This is a genomic window from Pseudomonas sp. LBUM1651 (genome assembly GCF_059716135.1).
The window spans coordinates 3,864,355-3,883,501 of sequence record NZ_CP166805.1 but is presented as its reverse complement, the minus strand read 5'-3'; the positions used below and the strand labels follow the sequence as shown (position 1 = coordinate 3,883,501).

The window sequence follows — 19,147 nt, the reverse complement described above, 5'->3', positions numbered from 1 at the left end:
CATTCAGAAACGACCGTGGAACCCGCCGCCATGAATTCATTCAGAAACCTGCTGACGAGGGCTCAGGAGCAAAAACTTCATGCGCTGGATGCCTGGCACCGTGCGCTCGAAAACTGCTCGCTGCGCATGGACTGCCCGGATGCCTACCATGAGGAACTGCAGCGGCAGGCGGATGAAATGGATCGCCAGGGCATCATCGATTGGGAGGAGTGGCGAGACTTGCGCACGAAGGGAGACGAGGCTTATTTGCGTGCGGTCGCGGGGGAGGATTACCACGGCCGATGAAGTGTGGGCCGGCTGAAAAAAACGGGATTGGAGCGTGCGCCCCAATCCCGTTTTTTCCATTATTTACCCGTTGACAACGGCGGGGTTCGAGGCGGGATTTCGCGCTTCGATCCGATCGATTCAAACGCCGAAGCAAAGCGCAGCAGCGCCGAATCGTCAAAGGCACGACCGGCAAAGGTCAGCCCGACCGGCATGCCGATATCCGGCATGATGCCCATCGGCACAGTGACCGTCGGAACACCGAGGTGACGGATGGCGAGGTTGCCGTTGGCGACCCAGACACCATTGCTCCACGCGATATCCGCGGAGGCCGGATCGACATCGGCATTCGCCGGCGCGACGTCGGCCACCGTCGGGAACAGCACCGCATCGAGGCCCAGCCGGTCCATCCAGTCTTCAAGGTCGATGCGACGGGTCTGTTCAAGTCCGCGCAGTCCGTCGGGAACGGTGGTGATCTGGTCCCACGGCGTGATGCCGCGCTCGGCCATCCGCACGTACTCGTCCATGCCCGCGACGAGGTCGCCTTCGCGGTTGGGCAGGGTGCCCGGGTCGTGGGGGAAAATCAGCGGCCCGTCGACGTCGACCAGGCGGTTCAGTTTCGGATCACCGTTGGCCTGCAGAAAATCATCGAACGCCCAGGCCGTCAGGTCCCACAACTCATGATGCAGGAACTCCTTGGATACCAGCCCCCGGGTAAACACCGTCGGCGCGCCCGGACGATCCCCCTCGCAATTGGAGACCAGCGGGAAATCGACTTCGACCACTTCGGCGCCCGCGCCTTCGAGTGCCTTGCGTGCCTCTTCCCAGAGACCCATCACTGAAGGCCGGGTGTTGATGCGCTGCCCCGTCGGCCCACCAATCCCCGGCGCCTCGCTGGTGCCGGCTTCGGGATCGGCGTTGATGAACATGCGCGGAACACCCAGGCGCTTGCCGGCGAGGGCATCGGGCTTCGCGGCCAGCTGGGCATAGGAAGCGGGGCGCACCGAGGTGACACTCGGAATCGGCACCCAGGGCTGCATCCGCCACAGGTCGCCGCGGGTGTCGGGGTCTTCCGCCACCACCACGTCGAGCACTTCGAGCAGGTCAGCCATGGTTCTGGCGAACGGCACGACCACGTCCATCGTCGGCGTCAGCGGCCAGTTGCCGCGCACCGAAATCACCCCGCGCGACGGCGTATAGGCACACAGCCCATTGTTCGAGGCCGGGCCGCGACCGCTCGACCAGGTTTCTTCAGCAAGACCGAATGCCGCGAAACTGGCGGCGGTTGCGGTGCCGGCACCGTTGGACGAACCCGAGGCGAAAGGCGCGGTGAGGTAGTCGGCGTTGTACGGACTCTCCGCACGGCCATAAACGCCGCGCTGCATGCCGCCGTTCGCCATGGGTGGCATGTTGGTCTTGCCCAGGCAGATCGCCCCGGCGGCGCGAAGCCGTTCGATGGTGAACGCATCGCGATACGCAATCAGGTTGGCGAAGGCGGGACTGCCAGAGGCGGCGGTCAGCCCTTTGACCAGGTAACTGTCCTTGGCCGTATAGGGAATGCCATCGAGTGGCCCCAGCGTTTTGCCCTGCGCTCGCCGGCTATCGGAGGCCTGCGCTTCCTTGAGCGCCTCGGGATTGCGCACCACCACCGCGTTGAGGGCGGTGGGCGTGTCGGCGCCGTCGTAGGCGTCGATTCTGGCGAGATAGGCCTGGACCAGTTCCACCGCAGTGGTCTGGCCGGATTCGAGCGCCGCGCGCAGTTCGGCAATGGAAACCTCGGTGACCTCGATCATGCTGTTACCGCCGTTTGCTGATGGGGATGGAGTGAATGCGCGGCATGGTATGTCCAATGAAGGGGGCGTTGCCAGTGCCAAGACGTTTTATGGCCGCGCAATTCCACCCTGCGCTGAAGGTTTTTTCGGCCCTTGAGTTTTCGGAGTCTTCCCCGGATACCCTGGACCGCACCGTCAGCGCCGCCGAAGCGCACGACATGTTCGAGACACAGGTGCGCGGCAGGATTGCCGGCGTGACCTCGCGGGTGGTCAAGTCAGCGGTGTGCGCCTATACCGTCACGCCGGATTCGCACTTCATCATCGACGAGCATCCGACATTGAAAAACACGCTGGTGGTCTCGGCCTGTTCAGGGCATGGCTTCAAACATTCTGCTGCGTTGGGCGAGGCGGTGGCGCAGTGGTGCGTGCGTGGCAGCAGCGATCTGGATTTGTCGGCGTTTTCGTTGAAGCGGTTTGAAGGGCAACCCTGATTCATTGCTCGAAGCACGACACCAGAAAACTCATGACCGCCTGCACGGCCGGGGTGTGCCGGATATCGCTGTGCACCACCAGCCACACTTCACGCTCAAGGCCAGCGCCAATTGTCTCAATCGCTTGCAGGCCATAGTGCTCGCCCAGGAATGAGGGCAGGGCGGCGACACCGGCGCCTGCCTGGGCGACGGTGGCCTGGATGTTCAGATCATTGCTGCGCAGCAGGATCGGCCGGTCACCCGCTTGCTGCTTGAGCCAGATCTGTTGCGGGGTTTGCTCCATGGACTCGTCGTAAGCGATGAACACCCGATCCTGCGCAGCTGTCCTGGATAAATAATCCGTCGAGCCATACAGGTAAAACGTCACCGTCGCGACCTTGCGCGCTACCAGGTCTGGCTCCTTTGGACGGCTCAGGCGCACGGCGATATCGGCTTCCCGTCGCGACAACGACGCGCTGCCCAGACTGCCAATCAACTGCAACGACAGCTGCGGATGCTTCATGCGCAATGCATTGATGCGCGGTGCGATCAAGGCACAGGCCAGCGCCGGCGGGGCGCTGACCGTGACTTCGCCGCTGTAGCTTTCCTGCCCCGCGAGCGCTGTGCGCTGCACCGCGAAGGATTCGCTCTCCATGCGCCGTCCCAACGCCGCGATACGTTCCCCGTCTTCGGTCATGACATAAGCGCGAGGTCGCCGTCATTTCAGATGCCTCTGATTGAAGTGCCTTTTGTAGGAGCCTGGCTTGCCAGCGATGGCGGTCTCACGGGCGCCATCGCCAGCAAGCTGTGCTCCTACAGGTGTGGGTGAGTCCTTGATTGATGCTTTCGGTCATTTCAGATGCCTCTGATTGAAGTGCCTTTCGTAGGAGCCTGGCTTGCCAGCGATGGCGGTCTCACGGGCGCCATCGCCAGCAAGCTGTGCTCCTACAGGTGTGGGTGAGTCCTTGATTGATGCTTTCGGTCATTTCAGATGCCTCTGATTGAAGTGCCTTTTGTAGGAGCCTGGCTTGCCAGCGATGGCGGTCTCACGGGCGCCATCGCCAGCAAGCTGTGCTCCTACAGGGAGCGCACCAGCCGCGCACTGACCCTGACCCCGGACGGTGAACGACTGCTGCTGGGCGCGCGCAAATTGATGGTGAATGTCGACAGCTTCATGCGGGAAATCAAAGCGCCCGCCCGGTCGATCTCCTGCGACTGGGCATCTCTGAAAACCTCGTGCTCACCCAGCTTCCGAAGTTGTTGTCGCGCTTCTGTACCTTGTATCCCGACGTCCAGTTGGAGCTCACCACCGGCCTGAGCCATGACTTGCTGGCGGACCACGAAGCGGGGCGACTGGACGTGGTGATTGCCAAGCGGAAAATCAGTCCCGGCGCCCAGCGTGGCCGGATCATCTGGCGTGAACCGCTGGTCTGGATCGCCGCGCAGGATTTTGAGATCGAAGCGTCCCGGCCAGTACGCCTGGTGATGATGCGGCCACCCTGTGCCTACCGGGCAATCATGATCGAGGCCTTGGCGTCGGTGCGGGGGGAATGGACGTGCGCCTGCCTGGCCAGCAACTTGATGGGCGTCCAGGCTGCTGCCTAGCCTGATACCAATTGGCCACTACCTCCGGTAAAGTGTGCGCCGCTCGAGAGATGGATCCCGGGCGTTTTCCCATGGAGTTACTCAGTGAATTACCTCAGCAAAGTGGTTGCCGTTTCCCTGTTTGGCCTGGTTCTGGCAGGTTGCACCGGCGCGCCGATGAAGACCCAGCAATACGATGCCAGCCAATACACCGTCGTTGGCCACAGCGAAGCCAGTGCCACCGGCCTGATGCTGTTCGGCGTCATCCCGATCCGCCAGAACAGCCGTTTCGTTCGCGCGCAAGACGCGGCGATCAAGGCCAAGGGCGGCGACGCACTGATCAACACCCAAGTGCAGGAAAAGTGGTTCTGGGCCTGGGTCCTGACCGGCTACACCACCAAGGTGTCCGGTGATGTGGTCAAGCTGAAAAACGTTCAGTAAGCGGTCACCAGCACAGCCTGCCGCAATGGCAGGCCGCGCTTGTCGCCCCGGTTAAACCAGATTGATCACGACGTCGATGTTGCCACGGGTCGCCTTCGAATACGGGCAGGTCTGGTGCGCGGCATCCACCACTGCTCTCGCAACCGCAGGATCAAGGCCCGGAAGGCTCACGTTGAGACGCGCCTGAAGGAAAAAGGCGTTTTCGGTCTTGCCCAGGTCCACTTCGGTATCGACTGCGACGTCGGTCGGCAACGTCACTTTCAATGCAACCGCCGCTTTACCCATGGCGCCGATGAAGCAGGCGGACCAGCCTGCGGCCAGCAGTTGTTCAGGATTGGTGCCACTGCCTGAAGATCCAGGGGCGGAAAGCTTGATATCCAGACGTCCATCGTCACTTCGCGACTCGCCGTTACGGCCTCCGGTCGTGTGGGTCTTGCCGGTGTAAAGCACGGTGTCGATTTGATTGATCATGGCGGGTTCCTGCTCAGGTTTTTGGGCTCTTCTATATCGCTGGTCATCGGAGAACGTCTGACTGTCCGATGCGGCCCACTTTTTCACCTTCATGTAGTGCGGATGTGTCCTGATCCGGCACTTGTGTAACGCTGTGTAAGATCTCCCCGTGAAAATACAGATCGATACAAATGTAGGAGCGAGCTTGCTCGCGATGGACTCGAGAACGGCGCGTTTATTCAGAAAACACGCGTCTTCGTTAACGTCCATCGCGAGCAGGCTCGCTCCCACAGGTAAAAGCTTCACACCTGCTTGTTCAGCGCCGCTTCAGCCGCCGCAATTTCCGCCTGACGCTTGACGATCAGATCGCCCATCGGCGGCCCCTGAAAACGCCGCGCCTCAAAACCAAACCAGACGATGGCCGTCAGCACCAGAAAACCGATGGTGATGTACAGCGCCCAGTCGTTCGGTGGCTGGATGCCGATGACGAAGATCACCACCATCGACAGGATCGAGAGAATGGCGAACAGTGAATACAACCCGCGCCCCATGTTCCACGGTCCCATGGTCGGCCACTTCGCGGTCCCGTAGGTGAACAGGCCCAGCACGATGGGGATGATGAAAGAGAAGAACAGGAAAATCACCGTGCACGAGACCACAATGGTGTACACCGGCGTTGCCCCGATCGAGATCACCGACGATCCCCAAACGAACAACACCGCCAGGGTGGCGCCGGTCCAGATGGCGGCCACCGGGCTGCGATATTTCGGGGAGACTGAGGCCAAAGCTTTCGAGCAGGGCAGGCCGCCGTCACGGGAGAAGGCGAATATCATGCGTGACACCGAGGTCACGGTCGCCAGCCCGCAGAGAAATTGCGAGACGAAAATCGCCACGTAAAGCGCAAGTTTGATGTTCGGGTTCACTTGGGTGTTCATGGCCCAGAAGAACACGCTCCAGCCCTGTTTCGCCGCTTCGTCCATGCTCGGTAGCATCAGGACGAACGCGCTCAGCATCACCCAGCCGAACAGCAACGACCAAACCACGGACATGACCATGCCGCGCGGTACCGACATGGCCGCATTGCGGGTCTCTTCGGAGGTGTGCGCCGAAGCGTCATAACCAGTGATGGTGTAGATCGGCAGCAGCAGGCCGAGCATGAACACCCAACTGTTCGAAACCTGTGGCCAGACGCTGCCGCCGGCTTCGCCTGAATAGTTGCCGAAGGTCCACAAACGGGCGAACTCATAACTCGGTGCCGAGATCAGGCAGACGATGGTCAAGGCGAGCGCCGTGGCGAAGATCAGGTAGCCCGAGAAGTCGGTGAGCTTCGCGGTCAGGCCGATCCCCAGATGGTTACACAGGGCCTGGATACCGGTCAGGATCGCCAGAAATATCACCCTGACCGTGGTGGTGTCTTCCATACCGAGGGCCGGTCCGAAGGCACCGAAAAAGAAGTAGTAAGTGCCGACGTTGATCGCGCCCAGCACCGTGACCAATCCCAACAGATTGAACCAGGCCGTCAGCCAGCCCGTGAAGCGGTTACCAAGAATCGAGCCCCAGTGATAAAGACCGCCAGCGGTGGGGTAGGCCGAGGAAATCTGCGCCATGGCCATGGCAAACACCCCGGAGATCAGGCACCCGATGGGCCAGCCGATGCCAATCGACGCCCCCCCTGCGCCCGAAGTGCCCTGGGCCAGTGAGTTGATGCCGCCCGAGAGGATGCAGATGATCGAAAAGGAAATCGCGAAGTTGGAGAAAACCCCCATTCGTCGCGAGAGTTGCTGGGCGTAGCCCATGCTGTGCAGCACCTTGACGTCATCGTCGTGCGCGTCGGTGCCAGGCTGGCTTGCTGGGTTCATGCTGTGTACCCCATCAGGTTTTGATTCAAACCACTGGCGTGTGCGCAATGGGCTGGCCTTCAACACCTTGTCGTACTGCTCCTTTTTCCAACCGATACCACTGACTGCTCCGGATCTAGAGACGGCCGTGAAAAGCCGCATCGAAAATGTGGGCCGCGCCGTCCTTGGTCAACGGCAGCGGGTTGCCGCCGGCCGAGGGGTCGACAATTGCCATGTCGGCGATCAGATCGGCCTGCCGGTCATCCACGCCCAGTTCCACCAGCGTATGCGGCACGCCGATGTCCTTGCGCAGCTTGAGGACGAAGGCCAGAAAGCTGTCGAAGCCCGGGGAGGGCAGGCGCAGATAAGCCGCGAGGCGGGTGATGCGCTCCTCGATCGCCTTGCGATTGAACTGCAGGACATAAGGCATGAACGTGGCATTGGTCATGCCGTGATGGGTGTCGTACAGCGCGCCCACCGGATGCGACAGCGCGTGCATGCCGCCCAGGCCTTTCTGAAACGCGGTGGCACCCATCGCCGCCGCCGCGAGCATTTGCGCCCGCGCCTCAAGGTCCGAAGGTGTATGCACGGCGCGCACCAGGGCACTGGCCACCAGGCGCATGCCTTCCACCGCAATGCCGTCGGCCATCGGATGAAAACCGGGGGCGCAGTACGATTCCAGGCAATGGGCGAACGCATCCATGCCGGTGCCGGCGGTGACTTTTGCCGGCATGCCGACCGTGAGCGCCGGGTCGCTGATGACCACTCGCGGCATCATTTTCGGGTGGAAGATGATGCGTTTGGTGTGGGTGCGTTCGTCGATGATCACTGCCGCGCGGCCGACTTCGGAACCGGTTCCCGCCGTGGTCGGCACCGCAATCACCGGGGCGATGTGGCTGTCGTCGGCACGGGTCCAGTAGTCGCCGATGTCTTCGAAATCCCACACCGGTCGGGTCTGGCCGCTCATGAACGCAATGAGTTTGCCCATGTCCAGGCCGCTGCCGCCGCCGAAGGCAACCACGCCATCGTGCTTGCCGGTTCGCCATGCTTCGAGCCCGCCGGCGAGGTTGGCTTCGACCGGATTGGGCTTGAGGTCACAAAACAGCGCGACGCCCAGGCCGGCAGCGCGCATGGCCTCCAGCGCCGCCGTGGTGATCGGCGCGCGCGCCAGGCCACTGTCGGTGACCAGCAACGGTCGCTCAATACCCTGGCTGCGACAGACCTCGGCCAGCTCGGCGATGCGGCCGACACCGAAGCGAATGCTGGTGGGGTAGTTCCAGTTTCCAGTCAGGTTCATGGCCTACACCTCGTGGCGCAGATGAAAGGATTTGGCGCGGGTCAGGTGCTCGTAGCCCAGGCGCGAGAGGGTGACGCCGCGTCCGCTGTTCTTGACTCCGGTCCAGGCCAGCGCCGGGTCCAGGTAATCGCAACGGTTCATGAACACGGTGCCGGTGGCGATCTCGTTGCCGAGGCGTTCGGCGGCGGCGAGGTCCTGGGTCCACAGGGAAGCGCTGAGACCGAACGCGCTGTCGTTCATCAGGGCGATGGCTTCGTCGTCGCTGGCCACGGGCATGATGCCGACTACCGGGCCAAAGCTTTCGTCGCGCATGACTGACATTTGATGAGTGACATCGACCAACACCTGCGGCGCGAGGTAGGCTCTGCCCGGTGCGTCGGCGGGGAAAGCCTTTGGATCGATCAACGCTTTGGCGCCTTGCGTGAGCGCTTCGGCGATTTGTCCACGAACAAAATCAGCGGCACCGGGTGTGACCAGCGGACCCAGTGTGGTGACTTCATCCAGTGGGTTGCCCAACACATATTGGCCAGTAAGGTTGACGAAGCGCTCGACAAACGCCGGATAGATTTTCCTGTCGACATAAATGCGCTCGATCGCGCAGCAGCTTTGCCCGGAATTGAAGAAGCTGCCATCCACCAGATTCTCCACCGCGTGCTCAAGGTTGGCGTCGGCGCGAACGTAGGCCGGGTCTTTGCCGCCGAGCTCCAGGCCTACGCCGATGAAACGCCCCGTGGCAGCGGTTTCCATGGCTTTGCCGGCCTCGACCGAACCGGTGAAGTTAACCTGGTGCACGCGGCCCGAAGCGATGATCGCGGACGTCTGCTGATGGTCGAGCAGCAAGTTGTGGAACAGGCCGTCGGGCAACCTGGCGCGACGCATGGCTTCGGCAAAACGTTCGCCGACCAGCAGCGTTTGCGTGGCATGTTTGAGGATCACGCTGTTGCCGGCCATCAGCGCCGGGATGATCGTATTCACCGCCGTCAGGTACGGATAATTCCACGGTGCGACCACCAGCACCGTGCCCAACGGTTCGCGTTTGATAAAGCGCCGAAAACCCGCAACAGGATCGGGTTCCACAGCTGCCAACGCGTCAGGCGCTATCGCGATCATGTGGCGAGCGCGTTCGGCGAAACCACGCAGTTCACCGGCGCCAAAACGCACCGGGCGACCCATCTGCCAGGCCAGTTCCGGCACGATGTCCGCCTGCATCGACAGCATCGCGTCAACGGCAGCGTTGCACAAAGCAGCACGTTCGCTCAGCGGTCGGCGCTGCCATAAAACCTGGGCGGTGGCGGCTGCCGACAGGGCCTGCTCGACCTGCGCCGCATCGGCGCAATCGCGTTCGACATAGACCCGGCCATCGACCGGTGAGATGAGCTGAACCTTGGCCGTCATGATGTTCTCAATAGCGCTCGAAGCCGCGCTGCAGTTCCCAGTCGGTGATTCGCCGGTCGTACTCTTTCTGCTCCCACTCGGCGGTGTGCACGTAGTGATCGACCACTTCATCGCCGAACGCCTCGCGCAACATGCTTGACCCCTTGAGTGCGGAGCAGGCGTCGCGCAGGGTTTTCGACACTTCCGGCAAATGCTCATCGAGGTAGGCATCGCCCTCGAACGGCGCCGCGAGTTCGAGCTTCTCGTCGACACCGGCCAGGCCCGCCGCGATCAGCGCAGCGAAGGCCAGGTAAGGGTTGAGGTCAGCGCCGCCGATGCGGCATTCGATGCGGATGGATTTGCTGCCTTCGGCACACAAACGAAAGCCGGCGGTGCGATTGTCCCGGCTCCACACCGCCCGCGTCGGTGCGAAGGTGCCGGCCTGGAAGCGCTTGTATGAATTGATGTACGGCGCGAGAAAGCAGGTGATGTCGTTGGCGTACTTGAGCTGCCCGGCGACCCAGGCGCGCATCAGTTTCGACATGCCGAACTCGGCTTTCGCGTCGAAGAACAACGGCTTTTTCGCGTTCTTGTCCCACAGCGAATTATGGATATGGCTGCTGGAACCGGCGGCGTCATAGCGCCACTTGGCCATGAAGGTGATCGCCTTGCCTTGCAACTGCGCGATCTCTTTGCAGGCGTGCTTGATGATGACGTGGTGGTCGGCCATGGTCATGGCATCGGCATAACGAATGTTGATTTCTTCCTGGCCGGGTCCCCATTCACCTTTGGAGTTTTCCACGGGAATGCCCGAGGCCTGCAGATGCTTGCGAATCGCCCGCAGCACCGGTTCCTCGCGGGTGGTCTGCAGGATGTTGTAATCCTCGATGTAATGGCCGGCGGTTTTCGGTTGGTGATAGTTGCGCTGATGGATCGCCTCGTAGCTCTCATCGAACAGATAGAACTCGAGCTCCGAGGCGAACATGCCGGTGTAGCCGCGTTCGCGCAGGCGCTCGACCTGCCTTTTCAAAATTGCCCGCGGGCTGTGGGGCAAGTCTTTTCGATGGTGATGATCGAGCACGTCGCACAGCACCAGCGCCGTGCATTCCAGCCAGGGCACGCGCCGCAGCGTGGACATGTCAGGCTTGAGGACGAAGTCGCCATAGCCCTTGCTCCAACTGGCCGCGGCGTAACCCGGCACTGGCTCCATGTCGATATCGTCGGCCAGCAGGTAATTGCAGCAGTGGGTTTCTTCGTGGCCACTGTCGATGAAAAATTCGACCTGGAATCGCTTGCCGACCAGGCGTCCCTGCATGTCGACCATGCAGACCAATACGGTGTCGATTTCACCAGCGGCAGCAGCGCGCTTGAGCGCATCAAAACTGAGGAGGGGCTCGGTCATCACGTCAATCCTGCGTGAAAAGGTTGGGCCTGTCTGAGATAGCTGTTGCAGACGCTCTCCAGAACAACCAAAACCCTGCAGAATCGAGCATCGTGAGCAATGAGCTGATCCAAGCTTAGCCTACTGTTGAAAACTGCAAGTCCTTATGAGCCGCTAAATTCACAGCTTGTAGCCAATCTGCCGCAACAGGTTCTTGCGCCACAGGATGTCTTCATCGCCTTCGATATCCGTGGCACAGAAGCCATCCACCACACCGAGAATCGCGCGTCCCTGTGCTGTCTCGGCGAGCACCACTTCGGTGGGGTTGGCGGTTGCGCAAAAGATCCGGCACACCTCTGGAACCGTCTTGACCGTGTTCAGTATGTTCAGCGGGTAGAAGCCGTCGCCGAGGAAAATGATGAAGCTGTGCCCGGCGCCGATGGCTTTTGCATTCTTCTGGGCCAGTTCGATCATGGCGGGATCGGTGCCGGACCATCGCACCAGGCATTTGCCCGAGGCTTCGCAAAAGGCTACGCCGAAGCGGATGCCCGGCACCGCGTTGATCAACGCTTCGTGAATGTCCTCGACGGATTTGATGAAGTGGGTCTGGCCCAGAATGAAATTCGTCTCTTGCGGCTTATCGATTTTCTGCGTGATGAGTTGCATCTCGAACACCTCCTCTCGCGATGGTGCTGCCAGGGTCTGGCAACGGTTCAAGTCTCACGATTCATTTTAGGAGATTCACACGCACGCCGATGTTTGAGTGACCAGTGCCCGTCGGGCGTTCGCAATCGGGTAAGGTAGGCGCGAAAATGCACCGGGTGCGCCGATTGACCTCACTGGAACCGAACATGATGAAAGCTGTAGCCCTCACCTTCGTCCTTACACTGACGGCAGGGGCATTTTGCACACCGGTGGCAGCGGCGGGGGATGTTGAAGCCGGGGCGAAACTGTTCACGCGGATCTGTGGCGGCTGCCATCAAGTGGGCGAGTCGGCGCGGGGTGGTTTCGGCCCACAACTCAATGGCATTTTCGGGCGTCCTTCGGCAAGCGTGGCGGACTACCAGTACTCCGACGCGATGAAATCCGCCGGCATTGTCTGGACCCGCGAGACCCTGACGGCTTACCTCGAAGCACCGAAGAAAGTGGTGCCCGGCACCCGGATGATTTTCTGGGGGCTCAGTGATCCGGAGAAGATCGAGGATGTGCTGGCGTACTTGCAGACGTTTCAGCCGCAGTAGCCCATCAATTCGTCACGCACAAATCCCCGCTGGCGCGGATCAGTGCCTGACCATGCAGGCCATCCTTGATCAGCGCGGACCGCTCTTTGGCCAGCCATTGGGCGCAGTTCGGGTCTTTGCGATAGGGCGCGAAATCGGCGTAGTGCTGCAACAGGCGGTTTTGCAGCTCATCCAGCCGTGGGCGGATTTGCCTGGCAAGGTCGGGCCGTGGCGTGTCAGGCGCCTTGCCCGCCGCTTGCCATTGCGCGAGCAGTCCGTATTGCACCAGCTTGTTGGCTTCGATCTGTGCGGCGATCAACTCGGCGACTTCGTCCGGGTCGAGTTTGCGGGTAACCGCCTGCTTCCGGGCGTTGGCGATGACTTGCGCTTCCCGGGCGCTGTCCTGGATCGGTTTGCGGCTGTCCCATTTGGTCAGCGCCACCAGATCACCAATATTCAGGCGTTCGTTCATCGTCACCAGCAGCGGTTGCAGACTGGCGGGCGCTGGGGGAAGCGTGCCGGCTTGCGCGCCGCAAGCGAGTAAACCGGACAGGGCGCAGGTCAGCAGCAGCGGCAGGCGTGGGCAACACAACATGGGCAAACCTCATTGGGTACGGGACTCGCAATCAGGTGCTATGTATCACAGGTGCGACAGAGGCATTAAGGGGGAGCCGATTTTATTTGTGCACGAAAAAGCCCGGCGGGTCAGGCCGGGCTTTTTGTTGAGTACCGCGGTAGGGCTATTCATTCACACGGCGCGGCTTTCGATCAGGCGGTCGGAACCACCTTCGGCAACGCGGCTTTCGATCAGACGGTCGGAACCACCTTCGGCAACGCGGTTTTCGATCAGACGATCCGAGCCACCTTCGGCGACGCGGTTTTCGATCAGGCGATCCGAACCACCTTCGGCAACGCGGTTTTCGATCAGGCGATCCGAACCACCTTCAGCCACACGATTCTCGATCAGACGATCCGAACCACCCTCAGCCACACGGTTTTCGATCAGGCGATCGGAGCCACCTTCAGCGACGCGGTTTTCGATCAGGCGATCGGAACCACCTTCGGCAACGCGATTCTCGATCAAGCGATCCGAACCACCCTCAGCCACACGGCTTTCAATCAGACGATCCGAGCCGCCTTCAGCGACAACCGGGTGAGCAGAAGAAGCGGCAAAAGCGTTAACTGCAAAAACCGAGAAAGCGATGCTGAGGAAGAGTTGGCGTTTCATGAGTGTGTGCTCCGGGGTGTAGTTGTTTGGTATGGAGCTGATGTTACGCCGCGGATTTTTTAAGAGAACTTCATTGAATTGATGGTGACTATCGACGTTGGCAATGGTACTCAAACTGCAAATGCGCCAGCCTGTCGTCGGTTGCAGCGCTCGGCCCGGACCTGCGGCGTATGCTGGATCTCTTGAACGATCGACGGTCTCCAGGAAATCAGACCGTGGCAAGGCGTTTCCTGCGAGGTTCCAGGCTCTGATCGAGAGGGTAAACCGATGCACGACTATTACGATTTGGGCACCTACAGCCGTTCCGTAACGACCCATTCACCACAGGCTCAGCTCTGGTTCGACCGTGGATTGTTATGGTGCTACGGCTACAACCACGATGAATCCATCCGCTGTTTCCGCAAGGCGATCGAACACGACCACGATTGCGCAATGGCCTACTGGGGCATCGCCTACGCCTCCGGCCCCAATTACAACAAGCGCTGGGACGCGTTTATCAAACAGGAATTGAAAGACGCCGTCGCCCAGGCCCGACTGGCGACGCGTGCCGCGCTGGCGCATAGCGACGGTGCAAAACCGGTGGAGCAGGCGCTGATCCGGGCGCTTGAGCAACGCTATCAGGCCGACGAGGCCGCCAGCGTTGAACAACTTTTCGACTGGAACGATGCCTACGCGGCGTCGATGCGCGATGTCTATAAAGCCTTTCCTGATGATCCGGATGTTGCGGCGCTGTTTGCCGAAGCCTTGATTGACCGCACACCCTGGCAGCTGTGGGATCTGAAAACCGGCGAACCCGCGCCGGGTGCCGACACCCTGGAAGCGCTGGCTGTGCTGGAGCAGGCGCTGCGACGGGTAGAGCAGCACGGCGATGCGCCGCACCCCGGCGTGCTGCACATGTACGTCCACACCCTGGAAATGTCGCCCCATCCCGAACGAGCGTTGCGCGCCGGCGATGTCCTGCGTGACCTGGTGCCGGACGCCGGGCACTTGCGCCACATGCCGTCGCACATCGACGTGCTCTGTGGCGATTACCGTGGGGCCATGATCACCAATAGCCGGGCGATCCTGGCCGACAGCAAATTCCTGGAGCGGGAAGGGCCGCTCAACTTCTACACCCTGTATCGATGCCACAACTACCACTTCAAACTCTACTCGGCGATGTTCCTCGGGCAATACCAACCGGCGCTGGACGCCGCCGCCGAACTGATGTCGACCATCAAGGAAGAACTGCTGCGCGTCGAACAACCGCCGATGGCCGACTGGTTGGAAAGCTTCGTGTCAATGAAGGTCCACGTGCAGATCCGCTTCGGCAAATGGCAGGACATCCTTGCCACTCCATTGCCCAATGACCAGGAACTGTACTGCGTGACCACGGCGATGCTGCATTACGCCAGAGGCGTGGCGCACGCGGCCAGCGGGCATATCGCCGCCGCGGAAGCCGAACAGCGGCTATTCATCAATGCACTGACCCGCGTGCCGCAAACGCGTTACCTCTTCAACAATAAATGCACCGACATCCTGGCGGTGGCCGGCGCGATGCTGCGCGGGGAAATCGAGTACCGCAAAGGCAACTACGACAGCGCGTTCGCGCACTTGCGCGAGGCGCTGTCACTGGACGACAACTTGCCGTACGACGAGCCTTGGGGCTGGATGCAACCGGTGCGGCATGCGTTGGGTGCGCTGCTGCTGGAACAGGGTCGGGTCGAAGAAGCCTTGCAGGCCTATCGCGCCGATCTTGGGCTGGACAACACGCTCAGCCGCGCGTCCTGGCATCTGGACAACGTGTGGGCCCTCCACGGTTACGTGGAATGCCTGGCGCGACTGGGTCGGGACGCCGAAGCTGCGGCCGCCCGGAGCCGCCTCGACCTGGCCATGGCCCGGGCCGATGTGGAAATCACCGCCTCGTGTTTTTGCCGTGTCGGGGCACGCTGCTGTCAGGGGTAAACCCTCATGGAACGGGCGGCGGGGCGCCCGTTTGCAGGCATCGAGCAACTCCTTGCTTCGTGTCTGTCGGGGTCGAAACATGATGGCGAGTGGATATCTGCGCGAAGGTGATTATGCTTCAGGAAACCTTGCAGCGATGTGAGGCGGTCAGCCTGTTGCCAGGCTTCATGAAATCCGTAGTCCGATGACTTCAGCCCAGGGCCTGGGTGCGGCAGTGTCAGTAAGGTGCTCCGGCCTACAACAAGAGCAAGACGGAGAATACTCATGGCCGCAATCGACACCACCACCACGGGCAACGCGCCCAACCACGGCGTCACCAGGGAGGAGCGCAAGGTCATCTTCGCCTCGTCTCTGGGCACCGTGTTCGAATGGTACGACTTCTACCTTTACGGCTCCCTCGCCGCGATCATCGCCAAGCACTTTTTCGCCGGCGTCAACGAGACCACGTCCTTCATCTTCGCGCTGCTCGCGTTCGCGGCGGGGTTTGCCGTACGGCCCTTCGGCGCGATTGTGTTCGGCCGACTGGGCGACATGATCGGGCGCAAGCACACCTTCCTGATCACCATTGTCATTATGGGTATCTCCACCGCCATCGTCGGTTTTCTACCCGGCTACGCGACCATCGGTGTGGCGGCGCCGATCATCCTGATCAGCCTGCGCCTGCTGCAAGGCCTGGCCCTCGGTGGTGAGTACGGCGGGGCGGCGACCTACGTGGCCGAGCATGCGCCGAAGGGCAGGCGTGGTTATTTCACCTCGTGGATTCAAACCACCGCGACCCTCGGTCTGTTCCTGTCGCTGCTGGTGATCCTCGCCTGCCGCACGATCCTCGGCACTGAAGCTTTCGAGGCCTGGGGCTGGCGGATACCTTTCCTGCTGTCGATCCTGCTGCTGATCATCTCGGTGTACATCCGTCTGCAACTCAGTGAGTCGCCGGTGTTCCTGAAGATGAAGGCTGAGGGCAAGTCTTCCAAGGCGCCGCTGACTGAATCCTTCGCCCGCTGGGACAACCTGAAAATCGTCATCATGGCGCTGCTCGGCGGCACCGCCGGCCAGGCCGTCGTCTGGTACACCGGGCAGTTCTACGCGCTGTTCTTCTTGCTGCAGACGCTGAAGATCGACGCGCAGACCGCCAACTTGCTGATCGCCGGTTCACTGCTGATCGGCACGCCGTTTTTCGTGATATTCGGTAGCCTGTCCGACCGCATCGGCCGCAAGGGCATCATCATGGCCGGCTGCATCCTGGCGGCGGTGACTTATTTCCCGATCTTCCACGCGTTGACCCAGTACGGTAACCCCGACGTGTTCATCGCCCAGGAGAAGAATCCGGTCACAGTGATCGCTGATCCAGACCAGTGCTCGTTCCAGTTCGACCCGGTGGGTAAAGCCAGATTCACCAGTTCCTGCGACCTCGCCAAGACTGTGCTGGCGAAAAGGGCGATCCCCTACAAGAACGAGAAGGCCGAGCCTGGTGCCATCGCGCAAGTCCGTATCGGCGACAAGGTGATCCCGAGCTTCGAAGGCACCGGCATGCCGGCTGCCGACTTCAAGACCCGCAACGACGCCTTCACCGCCACCCTCGGCACCGCCCTCAAGGAAGCCGGCTACCCCGAAAAGGCTGACCCGGCCAAGACCAATTACCCGATGGTGTTGTTACTGCTGACCATCCTGGTGATCTACGTGACCATGGTCTATGGCCCGATCGCTGCCTGGCTGGTGGAACTGTTCCCGGCGCGCATCCGCTACACCTCAATGTCGCTGCCGTACCACATCGGCAACGGCTGGTTCGGCGGCTTCCTGCCGACGGTGGCATTTGCCATGGTCGCGGCTACGGGGGATATCTATTACGGGCTGTGGTATCCGATCGTCATCGCGGTGATGACGGCCATACTCGGTACGTTCTTCCTGCCGGAAACCAAGGATCGGGAAATACATCACACCTAGGGTTGGCGTTCGCCCTCTCTCGCTGGGGGGAGGGCGAGGTTGTCATGGCTGACGCTGGATGACCCAGTGTTGGCCTACCGCTCCATCCTCGCCCTGGACCGGATCGCGCTCGGGAAACGGCAGCGTGTCGATGCTCGCCTGTTGGGCAGCACTCGGCGCCACGCGGCAAATATCGGCGTGCTGCCCGGGCGGGTAGGCACCGACTACCAGAAAATCGTCGCTTGAACCCAGGTTGCAGTGGCCGGTGCCCGCTGGCAGCAGCACCACATCACCCGCACTGACTTCCAGCACATGACCGTCCGGACCGCCCAGCATCAAGCGCGCATGACCGCTGGCAATGCCAAGCACTTCATGGCCTTCGGTGTGATAGTGGTGAAAGTCGTAGACCCCGTAACGCCATTGCGGTGGCCAGCCATTGGCCTTGAACGTTTTCTCGAACAGCGCCGCCGGATCGCTGCTCTCAATTGCAATGGCCTTGGGGTAAATGAGCACTGGCAGGCGCGGGTTATTGGGGACCCAGGCGTTGGCTTCGAGGAGCAGTCGCTTTGCTGGAGCGGTGACGGTTTGCAAGTTGGACATGGGTCGATCTCCGGAATGAGTGAGCGCTGATTCCGGTTCGACCGAAGTCCGGGTGATGAATTCGAGTTGGCTGACGAACCGCCTGAAATCCAGCGAAGCACCTGCTGTGGTGGGTTACCCATTTTCTTGAATGACCCCGATCTCTGTGGGAGCGAGCAGGGGTTGGGGGACGAATTAAAAAGCCCCATCACCGCGCGGTAATGGGGCTGTTCCGTAAGCGTTGCGCCTGTACAGGCAATTATTCTTTAAATTCGGTCTTTGTCGGAGCAGGTCGCTGTAGAACCTTCGCTGCGTCATCAACCACTGCCTTGCTCATCGCCGTCAGATAATGCGCGGCCCAGATGTGGCGGTCAGTATCACGGTTAAAGGCCGCCTCTCTGGTCAGCTCTTTGGCCAGGAACAGAAAATCAGAGGCCATGGCGAGCGCGTCACCGAGGGGAACGTCTCGGCTGACACGGAACAGCGCCTGGTTTGAGCAGTAGATGAAGGGGGTGAGGCCGATGGTCTTTAGTTCTGAGGGGGCGGACGGATTTGTTTTTTTCATGGTTTCACACCTGGGGTCGAGGAGCTGCCAGTTCTCGTTACCACACGAAAAGGGTGGCAGCTGTGCGCAGGGTGGTAAACCGGGAAACCAAGGAAACCGGCACGCCCAAGGGCGTCCCACGCACAGCCGCCGTAACGCGAAATCGCAGACATTAAAATGTCTGTGTTCGAGATGAGGGCGCTGTTGCGCTAATTTCGCCGGGTTACCACACCCGATCGCTGAATGGTCAGCGACGCCGGAGAGTATCCCGTCAAAGAAAAGCGCAACAAGGCATCAAAGTGCCCAAACGCGAGATTCAGAGTTTGCCTACAAGGTTTGTAAGAGTCATCCGAAATTCCGGTGTCTTGGCTAAACAAGCACTAAACGCGGCACGAAAAAGCCCGGCTGATGAGGCCGGGCTTTTTGTTGAAGACTGCGCTAGAGACATTCATTCATACAGCGCGGCTTTCAATCAGACGGTCGGAACCACCTTCAGCAACGCGGTTTTCGATCAGGCGATCAGAGCCACCTTCGGCAACGCGGTTTTCGATCAGGCGATCAGAGCCACCTTCGGCAACACGGTTTTCGATCAGACGATCAGAGCCACCTTCGGCCACGCGATTCTCGATCAAACGATCCGAACCACCCTCAGCCACACGACTTTCAATCAGACGATCCGAGCCGCCTTCAGCGACAACCGGGTGAGCAGAAGAAGCGGCGAAAGCGTTAACTGCAAAAACCGAGAAAGCGATGCTGAGGAAGAGTTGGCGTTTCATGATGGTGTGCTCCGGGGTGTAGTTGTTTGGTATGGAGGCGATGTTACGCCGCAGAATTTTTAAGA

General features: G+C 60.8%; 19 protein-coding genes and 1 pseudogene. 7 read left to right on the top strand and 13 right to left on the bottom strand.

Translation table 11 applies throughout. From position 1 onward, the window contains the following. Window positions 1–30: 30 nt before the first annotated feature. Window positions 31–285, top strand: coding sequence for a hypothetical protein (locus tag ACA066_RS18040; RefSeq protein ID WP_497696026.1), 255 nt, complete (start codon window positions 31–33; stop codon window positions 283–285). A gap of 59 nt (window positions 286–344) precedes the next feature. Here ACA066_RS18040 and ACA066_RS18035 read toward each other — a convergent pair whose 3' ends face one another. Further along, window positions 345–2,057, bottom strand: a complete 1,713-nt coding sequence (locus ACA066_RS18035) for an amidase (protein ID WP_497696025.1) — start codon at window positions 2,055–2,057, stop codon at window positions 345–347. A 146-nt stretch (window positions 2,058–2,203) separates the two neighbouring features. On the opposite strand from ACA066_RS18035, the pseudogene ACA066_RS18030 reads away from it, so the two are divergent. Next, window positions 2,204–2,527: pseudogene (locus ACA066_RS18030) on the top strand (FAD-dependent oxidoreductase); the annotation flags it as partial. Window position 2,528: 1 nt separating this feature from the next. Here the strand turns inward: ACA066_RS18030 and ACA066_RS18025 are convergent. After that, window positions 2,529–3,203 (bottom strand): LysR family transcriptional regulator, encoded by a 675-nt coding sequence (locus ACA066_RS18025; protein WP_497696024.1) that lies wholly within the window; start codon window positions 3,201–3,203, stop codon window positions 2,529–2,531. Window positions 3,204–3,742: 539 nt separating this feature from the next. On the opposite strand from ACA066_RS18025, the gene ACA066_RS18020 reads away from it, so the two are divergent. Beyond that, window positions 3,743–4,111, top strand: coding sequence for a LysR substrate-binding domain-containing protein (locus tag ACA066_RS18020; RefSeq protein ID WP_497696023.1), 369 nt, complete (start codon window positions 3,743–3,745; stop codon window positions 4,109–4,111). A gap of 84 nt (window positions 4,112–4,195) precedes the next feature. Next, on the top strand, window positions 4,196–4,531 hold the full coding sequence (locus tag ACA066_RS18015; RefSeq protein WP_462009825.1) for a hypothetical protein: 336 nt from the start codon (window positions 4,196–4,198) through the stop codon (window positions 4,529–4,531). Between the two features lie 51 nt (window positions 4,532–4,582). Here the strand turns inward: ACA066_RS18015 and ACA066_RS18010 are convergent, their stop codons facing one another. From ACA066_RS18010 to ACA066_RS17985, 6 genes are all read right to left on the bottom strand, one after another. Beyond that, complete coding sequence (locus tag ACA066_RS18010) at window positions 4,583–5,002, bottom strand: organic hydroperoxide resistance protein (RefSeq protein WP_497696022.1); 420 nt, start codon at window positions 5,000–5,002, stop codon at window positions 4,583–4,585. A 281-nt stretch (window positions 5,003–5,283) separates the two neighbouring features. Then, window positions 5,284–6,840 (bottom strand): amino acid permease, encoded by a 1,557-nt coding sequence (locus ACA066_RS18005; RefSeq protein WP_497696021.1) that lies wholly within the window; start codon window positions 6,838–6,840, stop codon window positions 5,284–5,286. Between the two features lie 115 nt (window positions 6,841–6,955). Beyond that, the gene (locus ACA066_RS18000; protein WP_497696020.1) at window positions 6,956–8,116 is read right to left on the bottom strand and encodes an iron-containing alcohol dehydrogenase; all 1,161 of its coding nucleotides are present in this window, start codon (window positions 8,114–8,116) and stop codon (window positions 6,956–6,958) included. Window positions 8,117–8,119: 3 nt separating this feature from the next. Continuing rightward, window positions 8,120–9,511: an aldehyde dehydrogenase family protein gene (locus tag ACA066_RS17995; protein WP_497696019.1), complete on the bottom strand. Its 1,392-nt coding sequence runs from the start codon at window positions 9,509–9,511 to the stop codon at window positions 8,120–8,122. Between the two features lie 7 nt (window positions 9,512–9,518). Continuing rightward, window positions 9,519–10,892: a glutamine synthetase family protein gene (locus ACA066_RS17990; protein ID WP_497696018.1), complete on the bottom strand. Its 1,374-nt coding sequence runs from the start codon at window positions 10,890–10,892 to the stop codon at window positions 9,519–9,521. A gap of 159 nt (window positions 10,893–11,051) precedes the next feature. Then, window positions 11,052–11,537, bottom strand: a complete 486-nt coding sequence (locus ACA066_RS17985; RefSeq protein ID WP_497696017.1) for an adenosine-specific kinase — start codon at window positions 11,535–11,537, stop codon at window positions 11,052–11,054. A gap of 185 nt (window positions 11,538–11,722) precedes the next feature. On the opposite strand from ACA066_RS17985, the gene ACA066_RS17980 reads away from it, so the two are divergent. Continuing rightward, window positions 11,723–12,112: a c-type cytochrome gene (locus tag ACA066_RS17980; RefSeq protein ID WP_214377162.1), complete on the top strand. Its 390-nt coding sequence runs from the start codon at window positions 11,723–11,725 to the stop codon at window positions 12,110–12,112. A gap of 4 nt (window positions 12,113–12,116) precedes the next feature. Here ACA066_RS17980 and ACA066_RS17975 read toward each other — a convergent pair whose 3' ends face one another. Together ACA066_RS17975 and ACA066_RS17970 are read right to left on the bottom strand one after the other, a co-directional pair. Beyond that, a complete protein-coding gene (locus tag ACA066_RS17975; protein WP_497696016.1) occupies window positions 12,117–12,686 on the bottom strand; it encodes a chorismate mutase in 570 nt (189 codons plus the stop codon). 153 nt (window positions 12,687–12,839) lie between these two features. Then, entirely contained in the window at window positions 12,840–13,319 is a 480-nt protein-coding gene (locus ACA066_RS17970; protein ID WP_497696015.1) for a phage infection protein, read from the bottom strand. A 267-nt stretch (window positions 13,320–13,586) separates the two neighbouring features. On the opposite strand from ACA066_RS17970, the gene ACA066_RS17965 reads away from it, so the two are divergent. Both ACA066_RS17965 and ACA066_RS17960 read left to right on the top strand, forming a co-directional pair. Continuing rightward, window positions 13,587–15,263 carry a tetratricopeptide repeat protein gene (locus ACA066_RS17965; protein ID WP_497696014.1) on the top strand — a complete coding sequence of 559 codons (1,677 nt, stop codon included), beginning with the start codon at window positions 13,587–13,589 and terminating at the stop codon, window positions 15,261–15,263. A gap of 264 nt (window positions 15,264–15,527) precedes the next feature. Then, on the top strand, window positions 15,528–17,204 hold the full coding sequence (locus ACA066_RS17960) for an MFS transporter (protein WP_497696013.1): 1,677 nt from the start codon (window positions 15,528–15,530) through the stop codon (window positions 17,202–17,204). A 42-nt stretch (window positions 17,205–17,246) separates the two neighbouring features. On the opposite strand, the gene ACA066_RS17955 is transcribed toward ACA066_RS17960, so the two are convergent. The 3 genes from ACA066_RS17955 to ACA066_RS17945 form a co-directional block, all read right to left on the bottom strand. Continuing rightward, window positions 17,247–17,783: a cupin gene (locus ACA066_RS17955; protein ID WP_497696012.1), complete on the bottom strand. Its 537-nt coding sequence runs from the start codon at window positions 17,781–17,783 to the stop codon at window positions 17,247–17,249. A 238-nt stretch (window positions 17,784–18,021) separates the two neighbouring features. Then, window positions 18,022–18,327, bottom strand: coding sequence for a DUF3077 domain-containing protein (locus tag ACA066_RS17950; RefSeq protein WP_497696011.1), 306 nt, complete (start codon window positions 18,325–18,327; stop codon window positions 18,022–18,024). 431 nt (window positions 18,328–18,758) lie between these two features. Further along, the gene (locus ACA066_RS17945; RefSeq protein WP_223415689.1) at window positions 18,759–19,082 is read right to left on the bottom strand and encodes a hypothetical protein; all 324 of its coding nucleotides are present in this window, start codon (window positions 19,080–19,082) and stop codon (window positions 18,759–18,761) included. Between the last annotated feature and the right edge of the window lie 65 nt (window positions 19,083–19,147).